The following is a 16,825-nucleotide window of genomic DNA, read 5'->3' on the forward strand; positions in this document are numbered from 1 at the left end:
CGGCGCCCGGGAATCAGCGGACCTTGAGCGTGGCCAGGCCGATCAGCACCAGCACCACGGTGATGATCCAGAAGCGCACGATGACCCGTGGCTCCGGCCAGCCCTTGAGCTCGTAGTGGTGGTGCAGCGGCGCCATGCGGAAGATGCGCCGCCCGGTGAGCTTGTAGGAGCCGACCTGCAGGATGACCGAGACGGTCTCCATGACGAAGATACCGCCCATGATGAACAGCACGATCTCCTGCCGCACGATCACCGCCACTACGCCGAGCGCGGCCCCCAGTGCCAGGGCCCCGACGTCGCCCATGAAGACCTGGGCCGGGTAGGTGTTGAACCACAGAAAGCCCAGCCCGGCCCCGGCGATGGTGGCACAGAACACGGCCAGCTCGCCGGCGCCGGGGATGAAGGGAATCTGCAGGTAATCGGCGAACACCGTGTTGCCGGTGGCATAGGCGAATACCGCCAGGCCCATGGCCACCAGCACCGTGGGCATGATTGCCAGACCATCGAGGCCGTCAGTGAGGTTGACCGCATTGGAGCTGCCGACGATCACCAGGTAGGTGAGCACCATGTAGAACACCCCGAGGGGCAGCACGAACTCCTTGAACAGCGGCACGATCAAGCTGGTCTCCACCGGCGAGGCGGCGGTGACGTAGAGCAGCACCGCGGCCGCCACGCCGATCAACGACTGCCAGAAATACTTCCAGCGTGCCGGCAAGCCGCGGGGATTTTTCTCGACGACCTTGCGGTAGTCGTCCACCCAGCCGATGGCACCGAAGCCCAGGGTCACCGCCAGCACCAGCCAGACGTAGTGGTTGGTAAGGTCGCCCCACAGCAGGGTGCTCACGGCGATGGCCATCAGGATCATCGCGCCGCCCATGGTCGGCGTGCCGGCCTTGGAGAGGTGGGACTGGGGGCCATCATCGCGCACCGCCTGCCCGATCTGGCGCTCCACCAGGCGGCGGATCATCACCGGCCCCAGCCACAGGCAGAGCACCAGGGCGGTCAGGGTGCCCAGGATCATGCGCAGGGTCAGATAGTTGAAGACGTTGAAGGCAGTCTGGAATTGCGCCAGGAAATCAGCCAGAAAGAGCAGCATGTATCGCGTTCACCTTGAAGCATCCGCACGCAGGGCCGCCACGATGCGTTCCATGCCGGCACTGCGCGAGCCCTTGACCAGTACGCTGGTCGCGGGCGGTAGATGGTGGAGGACGTGGCGCATCAGCGCCTCCCTATCGTCGAAATGTACCCCGCCTTCGCCGAAGGCCCGGCTGGCCGGCCTCGCCGGCTCGCCAAGGGTACCCAGGAAGTCGACTCCCCGTTCCCGCGCGTAGTGTCCGAGCTCGGCATGCAGCCGGTCGGACTCGCCCCCCAGTTCGCCCATGGCACCCAGCAGGCACCAGTGCGGCCCGGGCAGCGTCACCAGGACGTCGAGCGCTGCCTTTACCGCGCCGGGGTTGGCATTGTAGGTATCGTCCAGCAACCGAGAGCCATGCCGGCCCTCGACGACACTCAGACGGCCCGACATCGGCGACACCGCCTCGAGTCCGGCCAACACCTCGGCCTCCGCGAGCCCCATCGCCAGGGCAGCGGCGGCCGCCGCCAGGGCATTGGCCACGTTATGGCGTCCCAGCAGCGCCAGCTGGACCCGTCCGATCTTGCGACCGTCCAGGACAAGCGTGAAAGCATAGCGCCCGAGAGCGTCGCAGGCCAGCGTCTCGCCTCTCAGGCGGGCCCGCCGATCCAGGCCGAAGTCGAGTACCTCGCGAGGCGCCGCCAGGCTCGCCCAGGTGACGAAGAAGGCATCGTCGCGATTGAGCACCGCCACGCCGTCGGGCGGCAGGCCGGCCAGGATCTCCGCCTTGGCCTGGGCGATACGGCCCATGCCGCCGAACTCGCCCACATGGGCCCCGGTGACGTTGGTGATCACCGCCACCCGGGGCGCGGCCAGGGCCGTGGTCCAGGCGATCTCGCCGAGATGGTTGGCGCCCAGTTCGACCACGGCCTGGCGATGATCGGCCTCCAGTGCCAGCAGCGTCAGAGGCGCGCCGATGTCGTTGTTGAGGTTGCCCTGGGTGGCTAGCGTCGGCCCGCTTCGGGTCAGCAGGGTCGCCAGCATCTGCTTGACCGTGGTCTTGCCGCTATTGCCGGTCACGGCGACCAGCGGGCCGCCCCAGGTGCGGCGTCGGGCCCGCCCCAACAGCCCCAGGGCCAGCCGGCTATCGGCCACCACAAGCTGAGGGAGCGGGTCATCGACGGGCCGTTCGACCAGCGCCGCCACGGCTCCTGCCGCCCGCGCCTGGCCGATGAAATCATGCGCATCAAAACGCTCACCCCGCAGCGCCACAAACAGCGCGCCGGGAGCGAGCTGACGGGTATCGGTGACGATCGCGCCGACCGGCAGATCGTCAGCCGGCGCGTCAAGCCCCAGAACGGCGGCGATCTCGCCCAGGTGCTGCAGGCCGACGGTGCTCATCGAGCACCCTTCCCGCTGTCGTGCCCAGCGCGGGCGGCCAGGCCGCGCTCGGCCTCGACCAGATCCGAGAAGGGATGGCGCACGCCGTCAATCTCCTGATAGTCCTCGTGTCCCTTACCGGCAATCAATACCACGTCGTCGGGGCCGGCCTGCGCCAGCACCCGTGCGATCGCCTCGCCCCGCCCGGCCAGCTCGAGAGCGTCGCCGCGCTCGGCGTCATCCAGACCGGCAAGGATCTGGGCACGGATCGCTGCCGGCGACTCGCTGCGCGGGTTGTCGTCGGTGACCACCACGCGGTCGGCCCCCTGGCGCGCCGCTACCGCCATCAGCGGGCGCTTGCCAGTGTCGCGATCGCCGCCGCAGCCAAACAGGCACCAGAGCTCCCCTTTGCCCGGCAGGTGGGCCCGCAACGCAGAGAGGGCATTGTCGAGGGCATCCGGGGTATGCGCGTAGTCGATGACCACCGTGGGGGCTCCCCGCCGGGTCAGGCATTGCATGCGGCCGGGCACCGTCGCGAGCTGGGCCGCCGCGGTGAAGAGCGGCTCCAGGGAGTGGCCGAGGCCAAAGAGGGTGGCCATGGCCAGCAGCACGTTATCCAGGTTGAAGCGCCCCATCAGCCCGAGTTCAAGCTCCCGCTCGCCCTCGGGGGTGGCAATGAGCGCCCGCTGACCCTCAGCATGGGGCATCCAGTCGATGACGCGCAGGGTCACCGCCTCGTCTTCACCCACGGCAAGCACCCGCACGTGGCGATGCACGCCGGCGAGCATCAGGCGCGCCAGGGGGTCATCGCCGTTGACCACCGCCAGCTCGAGCTCATGGCGACGGAAAAGCCGCGCCTTGGCGGCGGCATAGGCCGCCATGCTGACGTGGTAGTCCAGATGATCGCGGCTTAAGTTGGTGAACACGGCGGCCTGCACCCGGCAGCCATCCAGGCGCCCCTGCTCCAGCGCATGGGAGGAGACCTCCATGGCCACCCGCTGCACGCCGCCTGCCACCAGCTCCCCCAGCGCGGCCTGCAGCGCCAGGGGACCCGGCGTGGTCAGTTGGCCGGCCGCCAGCTGGCCCGGTCGGCCGTGCCCCAGGGTGCCGATCAGGGCCGCCTCCACGCCGAGCGCGGTGCTCAGCTCGGCCAGGTAGTGGGTCGTCGAACTCTTGCCATTGGTACCGGTGACGCCGACCAGCTCCAAGCCACGGGGCACGGCAAACAGGATCTGTCCCAGTTCGCCCAGGGTCTCGCGGAGGCCCGTCAGCCACAGCACCCGGGCGTCGTCGGGCCCCGGCGCGCCATCGTCATGGGCCAGCACCAGCGAGGCCCCCGCTGCCAGCGCCTGACCGATAAAGTCACGGCCGTCGGCCGCGCCCCCCGGGACCGCCACGAAGATATCGCCGGGGGCCAGCCGACGGCTGTCGATCACCAGCCTGACGGTGTCGGGCAGGGTGATATCCGCCAGGATACGGCGACAATCGGGCCAAAGCTCGGTCAGGCCGGTCTCGAGTCGCTCGGCGGTCAGCTGCATCGCTTTTTCTCCCTAGGCATTGCGCTCATGTTTCCGGCTCCCGAGCGTCCGGCGGCACATCCAGCAGGCGCAGGGCATTGCCGACAACCCGGGAGAAGACCGGCGCGGCCACCGCCCCGCCATAGTAGCTGTCGCCCCGCGGATGATCGATCATCACCACTGTCACGATGCGCGGATCCGACACAGGAGCGATGCCGACGAACAGGCTGCGATAGGCATTTTCCTGATATCCGCCGGCATCGGTCTTACGAACGGTGCCGGTCTTGCCGGCGACACCATAGCCCGACACCAGGGCCCGACGGGCGCCGGTGCCAGGCTGGACGACCTGATCCATCATCTGCAAGACCTGTCGAGCCACGCCCGGCTCGATCACCGCTTCACCGGCCGGTGCCTCGGCGAGTTTGAGCAGAGAGGGCGGCAGACGTCGACCGTCGTTGGCAATGGCCGTGAAGGCACTGGCCAGTTGCAGCGCCGACACCGACAGCCCATAGCCGTAGGAAAGCGCGGCCCACTGGCTACTCGACCAGCGCACGGGGGCCGGCAGGCTCCCGCCTGCCTCACCGGGAAAGCCCGTGCCCGGCGCCTGATCAAACCCCAGCCGGCGATAGGTCTCGGGCACCAGAGGGTCGTCGAGTTGCAGCGCCAGCTTGGACATGCCGATGTTCGACGACTTCTCGAGAATACCCGCCAGGCTGAGCTTGCCGTAGTTGCGGATGTCCTTGATGGTAAATCGGTCGATGCGCATCCAGCCCGGTGAAGTATCGATCACGATATCCCTGTCAAACTCACCACTCTCCAGAATCGCCGACATGGCCAGCGGCTTGACGACCGACCCCGGCTCGAACGTGTCGACGATGGCCCGGTTGCGCAACCCTTGGGGGTCGAGGCCGGCACGGTTATTGGGGTTGTAGGAAGGCTGGTTGGCCATGGCCAGCACCTCGCCACTGCGAGCATCCATCATCACCACGCTGCCACCATCGGCATCGTGCTCGGCCACCGCCGCCTTGAGCTCACGATAGGCCATGTACTGGAGGCGCTGGTCCAGCGCCAGGGTAAGATCGCCGCCCGGCTGGGCCTCCTTGAGCAGCGTCAGGTCGCGCACCAGGCGACCGCGACGGTCCTTGAGCACGCGGCGCTTGCCGGGCACCCCGGCGAGATACGGCTGATAGGCCAGCTCAAGGCCCTCCTGGCCGGTATCGTCGATATTGGTCACCCCCAGCAACTGCGCGGCCACTTCCCCCGCCGGATAGTAGCGCTTGTACTCCTCCCGGGCATGCACGCCGGGAATGCGCAGGTCCAGCACACTCTGTGCCGCTTCCGGCGTCATGCGGCGCCGCAGATACATGAACTCGCGCTCGGCGTAGCGCGCGATTCGCTCGTTGAGGGTATCGAGTTCCTGGCCAAGGGCCCTGGCCAACATCAGGCGCTGGATGTCGTCGGCCGGGAGGTCCTGGGGGTTGGCCCAGAGCGTCACCACCGGCGTGGAGATCGCCAAGGGTTCACCGTGGCGGTCGGTGATCATCCCACGGTGGGCGGGAATGGTATCGGTACGCAGGGTTCGGGCGTCGCCCTGCCCCTGAAGAAAGGGGCGGTCAAAGACATGCAGGTCGACGATACGCCCCGCCAGCAGAGCCAGCCCCAGCAGCACCAGCGCCATCATCACCCGGTAGCGCGCCTTGCTCATGGGCGCCGTGGGCGGTGGCCGGCGCGGTGTCACACCGCTGCGGGCTTCGGCACTCATGGGCGAATGACCTCGACCTCGTCGATGTCGGGCAACCGCATCTCCAGCCGCTCCTGGGCCAGGCGCTCGATCCGCGCGGGGGAGGACCAGGCACCCTCCTCGAGCAGCAGCTGCCCCCATTCGGTCTGCAGCTGCTGTCGCTCACGCTCCAGCTGCTGCAGCTGAGCATAACGTTCACGGGTCAGGTGGCTGGCGGTGATCACCGCCAGGGCAGAGCCGAGACAAGCGACCAGCAGCAGCATGACCAGCAACAGCCGCGGCGACACTCTCAGGCGAAGGGGCCAACCAAACGAGGAAGCCGCCATGGGTCGTCCTTGTACCATGGACCGTCCTCAGTATCGCTTGCGCGCCACACGCATGACCGCACTGCGTGCCCGGGGATTCTCCATGACCTCCTCGGCACCGGGTCGCCGCGCCTTGCCCAGCGACTCGAGCCGACGCGGCAGCTGATCGTCGCGGATCGGAACGCCGCGCGGCAGGTCGGTGTCGCCGCGCACGTGGTCGCGAATGAAGCGCTTGACCCGCCGATCCTCCAGGGAGTGGAAGCTGATCACCACCAGGTGTCCCCCGGGGGCGAGGGCCTCGAGTGACGCCTCCAGGGCGGCATCGAGCTGATCCAGTTCGCCATTGACCTGGATGCGCAGCGCCTGGAAGACCCGAGTCGCCGGGTGCTTGCCCTTCTCCCACGCCGGGTGAGCAGCCTTGACCACCTCGGCGAGGTCTGCAGTTCGCACGAAAGGACGCTCGAGGCGACGCGTCACGATGGCTCGCGCCAGCCGTTTGGCGAAGCGTTCCTCACCATAGGCCTTGAACACACGCACCATCTCCCCCTCGCTGGCGCGCACCAGGAAACCCGCGGCGCTTTCGCCGCGAGAAGGATCCATGCGCATATCCAGGGGGCCGTCGCGCAGGAAGCTGAACCCCCGCTCGGGGTCGTCTAGCTGGGGCGACGAGACGCCCACATCGAGCAGCACGCCGGCCAGCCGGCCATGCAGGGCATGACGGTCGGCAATCTCGCCAAGGCGGGCGAACTCGCCCTGCTCGATGGCAAAGCGCGGATCATCGATGGCCGAGGCCTCGGCCACGGCCTGGGGGTCGCGATCGATCGCCAGCAGTCGTCCCTGCGGGGCCAGCCGGGCGAGAATGGCACGCGAATGACCGCCGCGGCCGAAGGTGCCGTCCAGATAAGCGCCCTCGGGGTCGTGGACCAGCGCCTCGACGGCGCCATCGAGCAGCACGCTGGCGTGGCGAAAGCCGCAGGCGGGCTGTTCAGGGGCGGATGACGGCATGGGGGTCTCGTTCGAGGAGCCGTTGGAAACGGCGATGTTCGGAAGTAAGGGAGTCGGCCGATAAGCCGGGTTCTGTCGCGGACAGTCATTCCTCTAGGGGCCATGTTACCAGGGCCCTCAAGCGACCTACCCGAACCCGACGCGGGCCACGTCATGGGGTTCCTATTTGGTCTTGCTCCGAGTGGGGTTTACCTTGCCACGCACTGTTACCAGGCGTGCGGTGCGCTCTTACCGCACCCTTTCACCCTTACCGGTCTCCCGAGGGAGACTTGGGCGGTCTGCTCTCTGCTGCACTTTCCGTCGGCTCACGCCGCCCAGGCGTTACCTGGCACTCTGCCCTGTGGAGCCCGGACTTTCCTCCCCCGCTCCGGCCCGAGGGCCGGAGGCGGCGGCGACTGTCTGGCCAACTCCTGCGGCAAGGATACCAGCGCCCTTCCCCCGCCTCAATGCCCGTCCTTGAGGGCCTGCAGTCGTCCGTACCAGACCTTCTTCGCCCCGCCCAGCAGGCGGGCGGCCACCGACGCCGCCTGCTTGACCCCGACGCCCTCGGCGAGCAGCGCCGTCAGCAAGGCATCGGCCTCCACCGTCGAGGCGTCGGGGTCATGACGCTCAGCGGCCCCGGCCACCATCACCACGAACTCGCCGCGGGCCTGGTCCGGATCCTCCTCCATGCGAGCGAGAAGCTCGGCGGCGCTACCATCCAGGAAAGTCTCGAAGGTCTTGGTCAGCTCACGCGCCAGTACCACACGACGCGCCTCGAGGGTGGAAGCCAGATCGGCCAGGGTGTCACGAATGCGATGAGGGGACTCGTAGAACACCAGGGTCTCCTCGCGTGCCGCGAGCGCCTCGAGACGCCCACGTCGGCTACCGCCCTTGGCCGGCAGAAAACCCTGGAAGAGAAAGCGGTCGGTCGGCAGGCCCGCCGCCGACAGAGCGGCTACCAGAGCACAGGGCCCCGGTACCGGCACGATGCGACGGCCACGATCACGCAGCGCGCGCACCAGCACGAAGCCGGGGTCGCTGATCAGCGGGGTGCCGGCATCGGAGACCAGGGCGATATCCTCCCCGGCAACGAGACGGGCATCCAGGGCATCGACTCGCGAAGCTTCGTTATGCTCGTGCAACGAGAGCATCGGCTGCGAAAGTCCCAGATGGCGCAGCAGGCGCCCGCTATGGCGGGTATCCTCGGCGGCGATCACGGCCACCTCTGCGAGCACCCGGGCGGCGCGGGGACTCAGATCGTCCAGATTCCCAATGGGTGTGGCGACCACGTACAATGAACCGGCAGGCGTATCGGACATCTCGGCTCCCTGGGATGCTCTCGGACTCTGGGACAAGGAAGAACTCATGAAGATCTCGTTTCGCGGCCTGCTGGCCGTCGCGCTCAGCGCGCTGCTGCTTGCCGGCTGCAGCGTCCAGCCGGGGATTGTCGAACGACAGCCCGACGTTGACCCACAGCGCCTGCTGCAGCAGGCCGAGCAGCAGCAACCCGGCCAGGCCGCCCTGTCGCGCCTGGAAGCGGCCGACATCCTAGCACGCCAGGGGAACCGCACCCAGGCGCTGGAAGTCGCCAAGGAAATCGACGACGCTCGACTGGATCGCCAGCCACGCATCCGCTGGGCCCTGCTGCTTTCGCAGCTGGGCGCGGAGGCAGAGGATCCCTGGGCGGTGATCCAGGCAGGGCAATTGCTCGACGAGATGAACCTGCCCCGCGAAGCCTCGCTGACACTGCGTGAGCGTCTGGGCATGGCGCTGGCCGAGGTCGACGAATTTCGCGCCGCCGCCCGAGCCCTGATCCAGGTCCAGGCAGGCACCGATCGCGAGGACCTCAACGATCCGATCTGGGATCAGCTCTCGCGGCTCGACAGCGGCTCACTCGCTACCCTGCGCAACGAGGGCGGCGACCTGGCGGAGGGGTGGGTTGCCCTGGCCGAGCTGGTGCGTGCCAGCGGCGGTGACATCCAGCGGCTCTTCGCGCGCCTGGATAACTGGCGAGAGCGCTATCGCGGCCACCCGGCGGCTCGCCGTCTGCCGGGCGAAATCACCGCCCTTCGGGAACTGCGCGGCCAGGAGGTCACCCATATCGCCGTCTTCCTCCCTGAGTCAGGGCCGCTCGACAGCATTGCCGGGGCGATACGGGAAGGGATCCGGATCCATCACCTCGAAGGCGTCGACAGCGGTGCCCGCCTGACCTTTATCGACAGCAGCCAGGGCAATCTGGACGCGCTCTACCGGGAGGCCAGCGAGCTCGGCGCCCAGGTGGTGATCGGCCCGCTGAACAAGGATGCCGTCAGCGAGCTCGAGAGGCGCGATCGGGTCCCGCTGCCGACCCTGGCGCTCAACTACGGCCGCGGTGAGCGTAACCAGGCCCTCGGCCTCTTTCAGTACGGCCTGTCTGCCGAAGATGAGGCTCGCCAGGCCGCCCATCGTGCCTGGATCGATGGCCACCGTCTGGCCTCGCTGCTGGTGCCGGACAACGACTGGGGGCGGCGTGTCGGCGAGGCCTTCTGGAACGCCTGGCGCGACCTGGGAGGGGAAGTCGCCAATGCGGTCCGCTACAACCCCGAAGCCTCGGCCACCGAGAGCACGCGCCGGGCCGTGACCAACCCCCAGCCCGACATGCTCTTCCTGCTGGCCCTGCCGGAGTATGCCCGCCAGGTACCCCCGACGCTTGACTACTACTACAGCGGCGACCTGCCGATCTATGCCACCTCCCATCTCTTCGAGGGCCGCCCGCAGCCTCGCCTGGATCATGACCTGGACGACGTGCTGTTCGTCGATATCCCCTGGCAGATCCCCGATGCCGCCGTGGGCGGCGTGGAAGCCCTGCCCTACCTCGACAGCTACCGACGGCTGCGTGAAGAGTCCGACCCTGCCATGTTTCGGCTGATGGCCATGGGCGTGGATGCCTACGAGCTGGCCAGACGCCTGCCGCAACTGCAGGCGATCAGCGGCAGTGAGCTGTTCGGCGCTACCGGCACCCTGAGCCCGGCGGAAGATGGCCGAATCCAGCGCCGCCTGCCTTGGGCACGTTTCGTCAATGGGGTCCCTCAGCCGGTGCTGACGCCCGGGGTCTTCGGCGATGACCGGGCCCCGTGACGCCCGCGCCAGGGGCGCCGCCATCGAGCAGCTCGGCGCCCGCTGGCTGTCGGCGCGCGGCCTTATCCTCGAGGCCAGCAACCAGCATGCCAAGGGCGGCGAGATCGACCTGGTCATGCGCGATGGCGAGGTCCTGGTGTTTGTCGAGGTGCGCCACCGCGCCGATCGCCGCCACGGCCACCCCCTGGAAACCGTCACCGCCGCCAAACAGCGCCGCCTGATCCGGGCGGCGCGTTTTTATCTCCAACGCAACCGGCTATCATGTCCCTGCCGCTTCGATGTGCTGGCCGTGACCGGCAGCCCCCCGGACATCGAGATCGAGTGGGTGGCGAATGCCTTCGAAGCGCACTGACCGGTCAAGCCCATCTGCGACAAGGACCAGGAACCCCGCATGGATTTCCAGCAGCGCATTCTCGGCCACTTCAATGCCAGCATCGACACCAAGACCTATGCCAGCGAGGTGTTGCCGCCCTTCATCGAGGTGGCCAGCCAGATGATGGTCCAGTGCCTGGTCAACGACGGCAAGATCCTGGCCTGCGGCAACGGCGGCAGCGCCGGCGACAGCCAGCACTTTTCCTCGGAACTGCTCAACCGCTTCGAGCGCGAGCGTCCCAGCCTGCCGGCCCTGGCGCTGACCACCGACACCTCGACGCTGACCTCGATCGCCAACGATTACAGCTACAACGAGATCTTCTCCAAGCAGATCCGCGCCCTGGGCCAACCCGGCGATATCCTGCTGGCGATCTCCACCAGCGGCAATTCCGCCAACGTGATCCAGGCCATTCAGGCCGCTCATGACCGTGACATGACGGTGGTAGCGCTGACCGGTCGCGACGGTGGCGATATGGCCTCGCTGCTGGGCCAGGACGACTGCGAGATCCGGGTGCCGGCGACATCCACGGCGCGCATTCAGGAAGTGCACCTGCTGGCGATTCACTGCCTGTGCGACCTGATCGACGAACAACTCTTCGGTACAAGCGAGTGACTCCCATGACCCGCAAGTCCCTTCTTACCCCCCTGCTGCTGACCCTCGGCCTCGGTATCGCCGGCTGCACCACCGTTACCGGCGTGACCAACCCCGGCACCATCGATGAAAACTACGGTGAGCGCACCTTTGGCACCCAGGTCGAGGACGAGAGCATCGAGACCAAGGTCAGCCACAACCTCGGCCGCACCGATGCCCGACTGGGCGATGCCCGCATCAATGTCGACAGTTTCAACGGCGTCGTCCTGCTGACGGGCCAGGTGCCCAGCGACGAACTCAAGATGAAGGCCACCGAGGTCGCTGAACGGGTCCGCAACGTCCGCGAGGTTCACAACGAACTTGCCATCGCCGCCAACCTGCCCGCCAGCCAGCGACTCGCTGATACCTGGTTGCGCACTCGCATTCGCACCAGCCTGGCGGCCAATGAGGAGATCGACTCGGGCCGCATCCGGGTAGTGACCGAGAACAATAGCGTCTATCTGATGGGTATCGTCACCCGTAACGAGGCGGAGCGCATCGTCAGGGCCGTGTCCGGCGTCGGTGGCATGCAGCGCATCGTCAAGGTATTCGACTACCTGGACTGATCACGTCCCACAACGTGAAACGACAGGCCTGGGCCTGCCGTTTCACCGTGCGACGAGCGAATTCCTGCTTACTTGATGACCCGCAACGAGGGACGCCCCTTGCGCGGCGGCGCATCATCTTCATCGTTCTCTTCCGAGGGAGCGTCATCCACGCTCTCCTCCACCTCGGTAGCACCGGCCGGGATCACCGGCTCATGGCCGAACACCATGCCCACGCCGTTCTCCCGGGCATAGATCGCGATCAGCGCCTCGATGGGCACCATCACCTGCATGGGGCGGCCGCCGAAGCGCGCCGAGAAGCTCACCGCCTCGTTCTCCATGGCGAAGTCGCGAATGGCCGTCGGGGCGAGGTTGAGCACGATCTGGCCATTCTGGACGAACTGGCGGGGCACCTCGACACCTGCCTGCTCGGCATCGACGACGATATAGGGCGTCAGGTCGTTATCCAGCAGCCACTGGTACAGGGCTCTGGCAATATAGGGGCGGCTCGATTGCATCGTTTGGCCCTCCTGGGACGAAGACCCGGCCTTCACCGGGTCGAAATTCAGGGGCGCATCTCGCGTTCGCTTTCACTGAGGGCGGCCTTGAAGCCATCGCGATCGAACAGGCGCTCCATGTAACCCATCAACGGCTTGACCTGTTTTTCAGGCAGTTCGATCCCCAACACCGGCAACCGCCAGAGGATCGGGGCCAGGCAGCAGTCCACCAGCGTGAACTCTTCGCTCATGAAATAGGGCATGTCCTCGAAGATCGGCGAGATGCCGACCAGGCTCTCCCGCAGCTCCTTGCGGGCCTTCTCCACATCCTTCTTCGCGCCACGCTGCAGCTGCTCGACCAGCGGGCACCACTCGCGCTCGATACGGTGCATCCACAGCCGGCTCTTGGCCCGCGCCACAGGATAGACGGGCAGCAGGGGCGGATGCGGGAAGCGCTCGTCGAGGTACTCCATCATTACCTTGGACTCGTAGAGCACCAGATCCCGGTCGAGAAGAGTGGGCACGCTGTTGTAGGGGTTGAGATCGGCGAGTTCCTCGGGGTGCTGTTCGTCGGTCACCTCGACGATATCGACAGCCACGCCCTTCTCGGCGAGCACGATTCGCACACGATGACTGTAATGGTCATCTCCTCCGGAGTAGAAGATCATCGACGACCGCTTGGCCACTACACCCATGTAACAATCCTCGCATCAGTTCGTGCCGAAATGATAACACGACCGGCCCTATCTTGAGGGCCCATCGTGCTGCCCGATATCGGGCAGAGACCACGAGGGGCGCATGGTTGTCCGCCATGCGCCCCTCCTGAATGTCCGTCGTTGACGAATCAGTGGACGTCGCGCCAGTACTCGCGCTTGAGCAGGTAGGAGATGACCCCAAAGATGAAGATGAAGATCAGCACCTTCGGACCCAGCGACTGCGCCTGCAGCTTGGACGGCTCCCCCACGTAGGCGAGGAAGTTGGTGAGGTCGTAGACCGCATCCTCGAACTCGGCCGGTTCCATCGCGCCAGGCTGGGTGACCTGCAGCGTCTCACAGGACTGGTACTTGCCGGTCAGGGGATCGAGCTCGGCCCCCTCCACGGGACGGTCCGTCGCGGCGCACACCTTCTCTTGCACCCCCTGCAGCGGCTCCAGCACATTGGGCATCGAGACGAGGTCGAAGACCACGTTGTTGACGCCGGTGCTGGTGCTGGGGTCCTTGTAGAAGGTCAGCAGGTAGGAGTAGATCCAGTCGGTGCCGCGCAGACGTGACTCCAGGGTCAAGTCGGGCGGTGGCGCACCAAACCATGCCTCGCCATCCTCCTCGCTCATTGCAATGTGCATCTGGTCGTTGAAGGCCAGGTCCGGCGAAAAGATCAGGTTCTCCTCGACAAGGTCCTGGGGAATGTTCAAGTCTTCGGCAGCCCGCGCGAAGCGCTGGTGCTCCAGAGAGTGACACCCCATGCAGTAATTGACATAGAGCTTCATGCCGTTCTGCAGTGACGACTTGTCCTGGAGATCCGGCTCCATGGAGTACGGGACGCTAGCCCCTCCCGCGGCCATGGCCGTGACGGGCACCAGCGCGAAGAGCAGTGCGAACAGTTGCTTTTTCATTAGCCAGTCACCCTTTCCGGAACGGGTTTGGTCTTCTCCAGCCGGGTATAGAACGGCATCAGCAGGAAGAAGGCGAAATAAACGATGGTACATACCTGAGACAACAGGGTACGCCCCTCGGTGACCGGCAGCACCCCGAGCACACCCAGGATCACAAAGCTGATCGCGAACAGCGCCAGCATGGTCTTGGACATCCAGCCCTTGTAGCGCATCGAGCGCACCGGGCTGCGGTCGAGCCATGGCAGCACGAAGAGCACCGCAATAGCTCCACCCATCGCAATGACACCCAGGAACTTGGCGTCGAGACCGAACAGCGAGAAGGTAATGGCGCGCAGGATCGCGTAGAAGGGCGTGAAGTACCATACCGGCGCGATGTGATCCGGCGTCTGCAGCGGATTGGCAGGCTCGAAGTTGGGCTTCTCGAGGAAGTAACCGCCACCTTCCGGGAAGTAGAAGATCACCACGCAGAAGACGAACAGGAACACCGCCACGCCAACGAGATCCTTCACCGTGTAGTACGGATGGAAGGGGATGCCGTCCAGCGGCTTGCCACTCTCGTCCTTCTTCTTCTTGATATCGATGCCGTCGGGGTTGTTGGACCCGACTTCATGCAGGGCGATGATGTGCAGCACCACCAGCGCCAGGATCACGATCGGCAGCGCCACCACATGCAAGGCGAAGAAGCGGTTGAGGGTAATGCCGGAGATCAGGAAATCACCGCGAATCCACTGGGTCAGGTCGGGACCGATGACCGGGATCGCCGAGAACAGCGAGATGATGACCTGGGCGCCCCAGTAGGACATCTGCCCCCAAGGCAGCAGATAGCCCATGAAGGCCTCGGCCATCAAGGCCAGGTAGATGGTCATGCCGAAGATCCACACCAGCTCGCGGGGCGCCTTGTAGGAACCGTAGAGCAGACCGCGGAACATGTGCAGGTAGATGACCACGAAGAATGCCGTCGCGCCGGTTGAGTGCATATAGCGGATCAGCCAGCCGTACTCGACATCGCGCATGATGTACTCGACGGAGGCGAAGGCGCCCTCGGCGGAGGGGTTGTAGCTCATGGTCAGCCAGACCCCGGTCAGGATCTGATTGACCAGCACCAGCAGCGCCAGGGAGCCGAAGAAGTACCAGAAATTGAAGTTCCTCGGCGCGTAGTACTTCGCCATGTGGTCCTGCCACATCTGGGTGGCCGGGAAGCGGTCATCGACCCAGCGCATCAAGCCGCGCTCCGCCTTGACTTTGTTCGGATTACCCATCAGGCAGTCTCCTCATCTTCGCCGACCGTGATCAGCACATCGCTGTCGAAGCGGTAAGGTGGCACTTCGAGGTTGGTGGGCGCCGGCACGTTGACGAACACCCGACCGGCCAGATCGAAGCGCGAACCATGGCAGGGACAGAAGAACCCCCCCGGCCAGTCGTCGGTTCCCACACCCTCGGCATCCGGTTCAGGACGATAGAGCGGCGAACAGCCCAGATGGGTACAGATACCCACGATCACGCCGATCTCGGGCTTGATGGAACGCATCGGACCCTCGATGTAATCGGGCTGCTGCTCGACCAAGGAGTCGGGGTCGGCCAGGCGCGAGGAATCGAAGCCCTTGGTGCGCTCGATCATCTCCTCCGTGCGATTGATGATCCATACCGGCTTGCCCCGCCACTCGACGGTCATGCGCTGCCCGGGCTCGAGCTTGGACACATCCGCCTGGACGGGGGCACCCGCCGCTCTTGCCCTGGCACTAGGCTGCCAGGAAGCCACAAAGGGGACCGCAACCCCGACAGCACCCACCGCACCCACGACGGAGGTGGCGCCTACGAGGAAACGGCGCCGACCCTTGTTTACGCCGTTATCTGCCATTTTCTGGTTTCTCCCATCAGCTTACCCGTTGTTCCATCACGGGCAGTGAATCCCCCGCGACCACGGATACCAAATGCAGTCTATGGTAAAAAATCGTGTCGCCCCGCACAAGGAAAGGTTCCCTGAACCTACCCAAAACCTGTCGACAAATTCTTGATGCGGAACAAAAAACGCCCAGGTCAATGGACCTGGGCGTTTGGGTGCGACAATACGCGACGTATCAGCGCTTGGAGAACTGCGGGCGACGACGCGCCTTGCGCAGACCGATCTTCTTACGCTCAACCTGGCGAGCATCACGCGTCACATAGCCCGCCTCGCGCAGCTGACCGCGGAAATCCTCGTTGTAATCCATCAGGGCACGGGTAATGCCGTGACGAATGGCGCCGGCCTGAGCAGAGCCACCCCCGCCCTTGACGGTGACATAGACATCGAACTGGCCAAGGGTGTCGGTCAGCTCGAGCGGCTGGCGAACCACCATGCGGCCGGTGACGCGACCGAAGTAGTGATCCAGCTCGCGGCTGTTGACAGTGATCTTGCCGGTGCCCGGCTTCAGGAAGACGCGGGCGGTAGAGGTCTTGCGGCGCCCGGTACCGTAATACTGCTGTGTCATGGCGAAGACTCCCTCAGATGTTCAGTGCTTGCGGCTGCTGGGCAGCATGCGGATGCTCGGTGCCGGCGTAGACCTTGAGCTTCGAGTACATGGCGCGACCCAGGGGACCCTTCGGCAACATGCCCTTGACGGCGGACTCGATGACGCGCTCTGGTGAGTGGGCGATCATCTTCTCGAAATTCATGGAACGCAGGCCACCCGGGTAGCCGGTATGGCGGTAGTAGGTCTTGGCGCTGGCCTTGTTGCCAGTGACATGGACCTTCTCGGCGTTGATCACGACGATGTAGTCACCGGTATCCACATGCGGGGTATATTCCGGCTTGTGCTTGCCGCGCAGGCGACGAGCGATCTCGGTGGCCAAGCGGCCGAGCGTCTTGTCCGCAGCGTCGACGACGAACCAGTCGCGCTGGACGGACTGCGGTTTGGCAGTGAACGTCTTCATGGATGAATCACCATTTGATGTGTTGGGTTCTGCCGCCGGGCGTCCGGCATGGAACCATCCCTATTCTTCTTGGTTGCCGGCTCTCGAGAGGCGGGCAACGGTGGAGCGAGCGCGCATTCTACACGACCCCCTGCAGGGA

Annotated in this window: 18 protein-coding genes and 1 other RNA gene; 4 read left to right on the forward strand and 15 right to left on the reverse strand. The window is 65.8% G+C overall.

Annotated features, from left to right (window positions below; translation table 11 throughout):
- Nucleotides 1-13: 13 nt before the first annotated feature.
- The 8 genes from mraY to rsmI form a co-directional block, all read right to left on the reverse strand.
- Nucleotides 14-1,096 (reverse strand): phospho-N-acetylmuramoyl-pentapeptide-transferase, encoded by a 1,083-nt coding sequence (mraY, locus tag FHR95_RS05145; protein ID WP_040187547.1) that lies wholly within the window; start codon nucleotides 1,094-1,096, stop codon nucleotides 14-16.
- Nucleotides 1,097-1,105: 9 nt separating this feature from the next.
- The gene (locus FHR95_RS05150; RefSeq protein WP_183313616.1) at nucleotides 1,106-2,473 is read right to left on the reverse strand and encodes a UDP-N-acetylmuramoyl-tripeptide--D-alanyl-D-alanine ligase; all 1,368 of its coding nucleotides are present in this window, start codon (nucleotides 2,471-2,473) and stop codon (nucleotides 1,106-1,108) included.
- Complete coding sequence (locus FHR95_RS05155) at nucleotides 2,470-3,990, reverse strand: UDP-N-acetylmuramoyl-L-alanyl-D-glutamate--2,6-diaminopimelate ligase (RefSeq protein ID WP_183313617.1); 1,521 nt, start codon at nucleotides 3,988-3,990, stop codon at nucleotides 2,470-2,472. The genes FHR95_RS05150 and FHR95_RS05155 overlap by 4 nt, the downstream gene beginning before the upstream one ends.
- Before the next feature lie 25 nt (nucleotides 3,991-4,015).
- On the reverse strand, nucleotides 4,016-5,731 hold the full coding sequence (locus tag FHR95_RS05160) for a peptidoglycan D,D-transpeptidase FtsI family protein (protein ID WP_183313618.1): 1,716 nt from the start codon (nucleotides 5,729-5,731) through the stop codon (nucleotides 4,016-4,018).
- Nucleotides 5,728-6,054, reverse strand: coding sequence for a cell division protein FtsL (gene ftsL / locus FHR95_RS05165; protein ID WP_052448902.1), 327 nt, complete (start codon nucleotides 6,052-6,054; stop codon nucleotides 5,728-5,730). The genes FHR95_RS05160 and ftsL overlap by 4 nt, the downstream gene beginning before the upstream one ends.
- A gap of 9 nt (nucleotides 6,055-6,063) precedes the next feature.
- A complete protein-coding gene (gene rsmH / locus FHR95_RS05170; RefSeq protein WP_040187553.1) occupies nucleotides 6,064-7,020 on the reverse strand; it encodes a 16S rRNA (cytosine(1402)-N(4))-methyltransferase RsmH in 957 nt (318 codons plus the stop codon).
- A 45-nt stretch (nucleotides 7,021-7,065) separates the two neighbouring features.
- An RNA gene (gene rnpB, locus FHR95_RS05175) (RNase P RNA component class A) lies at nucleotides 7,066-7,431 on the reverse strand.
- Nucleotides 7,432-7,463: 32 nt separating this feature from the next.
- Nucleotides 7,464-8,321, reverse strand: a complete 858-nt coding sequence (rsmI, locus tag FHR95_RS05180) for a 16S rRNA (cytidine(1402)-2'-O)-methyltransferase (protein ID WP_040187554.1) — start codon at nucleotides 8,319-8,321, stop codon at nucleotides 7,464-7,466.
- 46 nt (nucleotides 8,322-8,367) lie between these two features.
- Here rsmI and FHR95_RS05185 point away from each other — a divergent pair, with 46 nt between their 5' ends.
- Genes FHR95_RS05185 through FHR95_RS05200 form a run of 4 tightly spaced genes read left to right on the forward strand, consistent with a single transcriptional unit; the run spans nucleotide 8,368 to nucleotide 11,688 of the window.
- Complete coding sequence (locus FHR95_RS05185) at nucleotides 8,368-10,119, forward strand: penicillin-binding protein activator (protein ID WP_183313619.1); 1,752 nt, start codon at nucleotides 8,368-8,370, stop codon at nucleotides 10,117-10,119.
- Nucleotides 10,103-10,471, forward strand: a complete 369-nt coding sequence (locus FHR95_RS05190) for a YraN family protein (protein ID WP_183313620.1) — start codon at nucleotides 10,103-10,105, stop codon at nucleotides 10,469-10,471. The genes FHR95_RS05185 and FHR95_RS05190 overlap by 17 nt, the downstream gene beginning before the upstream one ends.
- A 39-nt stretch (nucleotides 10,472-10,510) precedes the next feature.
- Entirely contained in the window at nucleotides 10,511-11,104 is a 594-nt protein-coding gene (locus tag FHR95_RS05195) for a phosphoheptose isomerase (protein WP_040187557.1), read from the forward strand.
- Nucleotides 11,105-11,109: 5 nt separating this feature from the next.
- Nucleotides 11,110-11,688 carry a BON domain-containing protein gene (locus FHR95_RS05200; RefSeq protein ID WP_183313621.1) on the forward strand — a complete coding sequence of 193 codons (579 nt, stop codon included), beginning with the start codon at nucleotides 11,110-11,112 and terminating at the stop codon, nucleotides 11,686-11,688.
- Nucleotides 11,689-11,756: 68 nt separating this feature from the next.
- On the opposite strand, the gene FHR95_RS05205 is transcribed toward FHR95_RS05200, so the two are convergent.
- From FHR95_RS05205 to rplM, 7 genes are all read right to left on the reverse strand, one after another.
- Entirely contained in the window at nucleotides 11,757-12,185 is a 429-nt protein-coding gene (locus tag FHR95_RS05205) for a ClpXP protease specificity-enhancing factor (protein ID WP_040187560.1), read from the reverse strand.
- A gap of 47 nt (nucleotides 12,186-12,232) precedes the next feature.
- On the reverse strand, nucleotides 12,233-12,859 hold the full coding sequence (gene sspA / locus FHR95_RS05210; RefSeq protein WP_040187562.1) for a stringent starvation protein SspA: 627 nt from the start codon (nucleotides 12,857-12,859) through the stop codon (nucleotides 12,233-12,235).
- A 149-nt stretch (nucleotides 12,860-13,008) separates the two neighbouring features.
- Nucleotides 13,009-13,776, reverse strand: coding sequence for a cytochrome c1 (locus FHR95_RS05215; protein WP_183313622.1), 768 nt, complete (start codon nucleotides 13,774-13,776; stop codon nucleotides 13,009-13,011).
- Nucleotides 13,776-15,035 carry a cytochrome b gene (locus tag FHR95_RS05220; RefSeq protein WP_040187566.1) on the reverse strand — a complete coding sequence of 420 codons (1,260 nt, stop codon included), beginning with the start codon at nucleotides 15,033-15,035 and terminating at the stop codon, nucleotides 13,776-13,778. The genes FHR95_RS05215 and FHR95_RS05220 overlap by 1 nt, the downstream gene beginning before the upstream one ends.
- The gene (petA, locus tag FHR95_RS05225; RefSeq protein WP_040187567.1) at nucleotides 15,035-15,634 is read right to left on the reverse strand and encodes a ubiquinol-cytochrome c reductase iron-sulfur subunit; all 600 of its coding nucleotides are present in this window, start codon (nucleotides 15,632-15,634) and stop codon (nucleotides 15,035-15,037) included. Before petA ends, FHR95_RS05220 begins: the two co-directional genes overlap by 1 nt.
- A 220-nt stretch (nucleotides 15,635-15,854) precedes the next feature.
- Nucleotides 15,855-16,244 (reverse strand): 30S ribosomal protein S9, encoded by a 390-nt coding sequence (gene rpsI, locus FHR95_RS05230; RefSeq protein ID WP_040187569.1) that lies wholly within the window; start codon nucleotides 16,242-16,244, stop codon nucleotides 15,855-15,857.
- Between the two features lie 13 nt (nucleotides 16,245-16,257).
- Nucleotides 16,258-16,686, reverse strand: coding sequence for a 50S ribosomal protein L13 (gene rplM, locus FHR95_RS05235; RefSeq protein ID WP_040187570.1), 429 nt, complete (start codon nucleotides 16,684-16,686; stop codon nucleotides 16,258-16,260).
- Nucleotides 16,687-16,825 lie beyond the last annotated feature (139 nt).

The sequence above is a fragment of the Halomonas fontilapidosi genome (assembly GCF_014192285.1).
GTDB lineage: Bacteria > Pseudomonadota > Gammaproteobacteria > Pseudomonadales > Halomonadaceae > Halomonas > Halomonas fontilapidosi.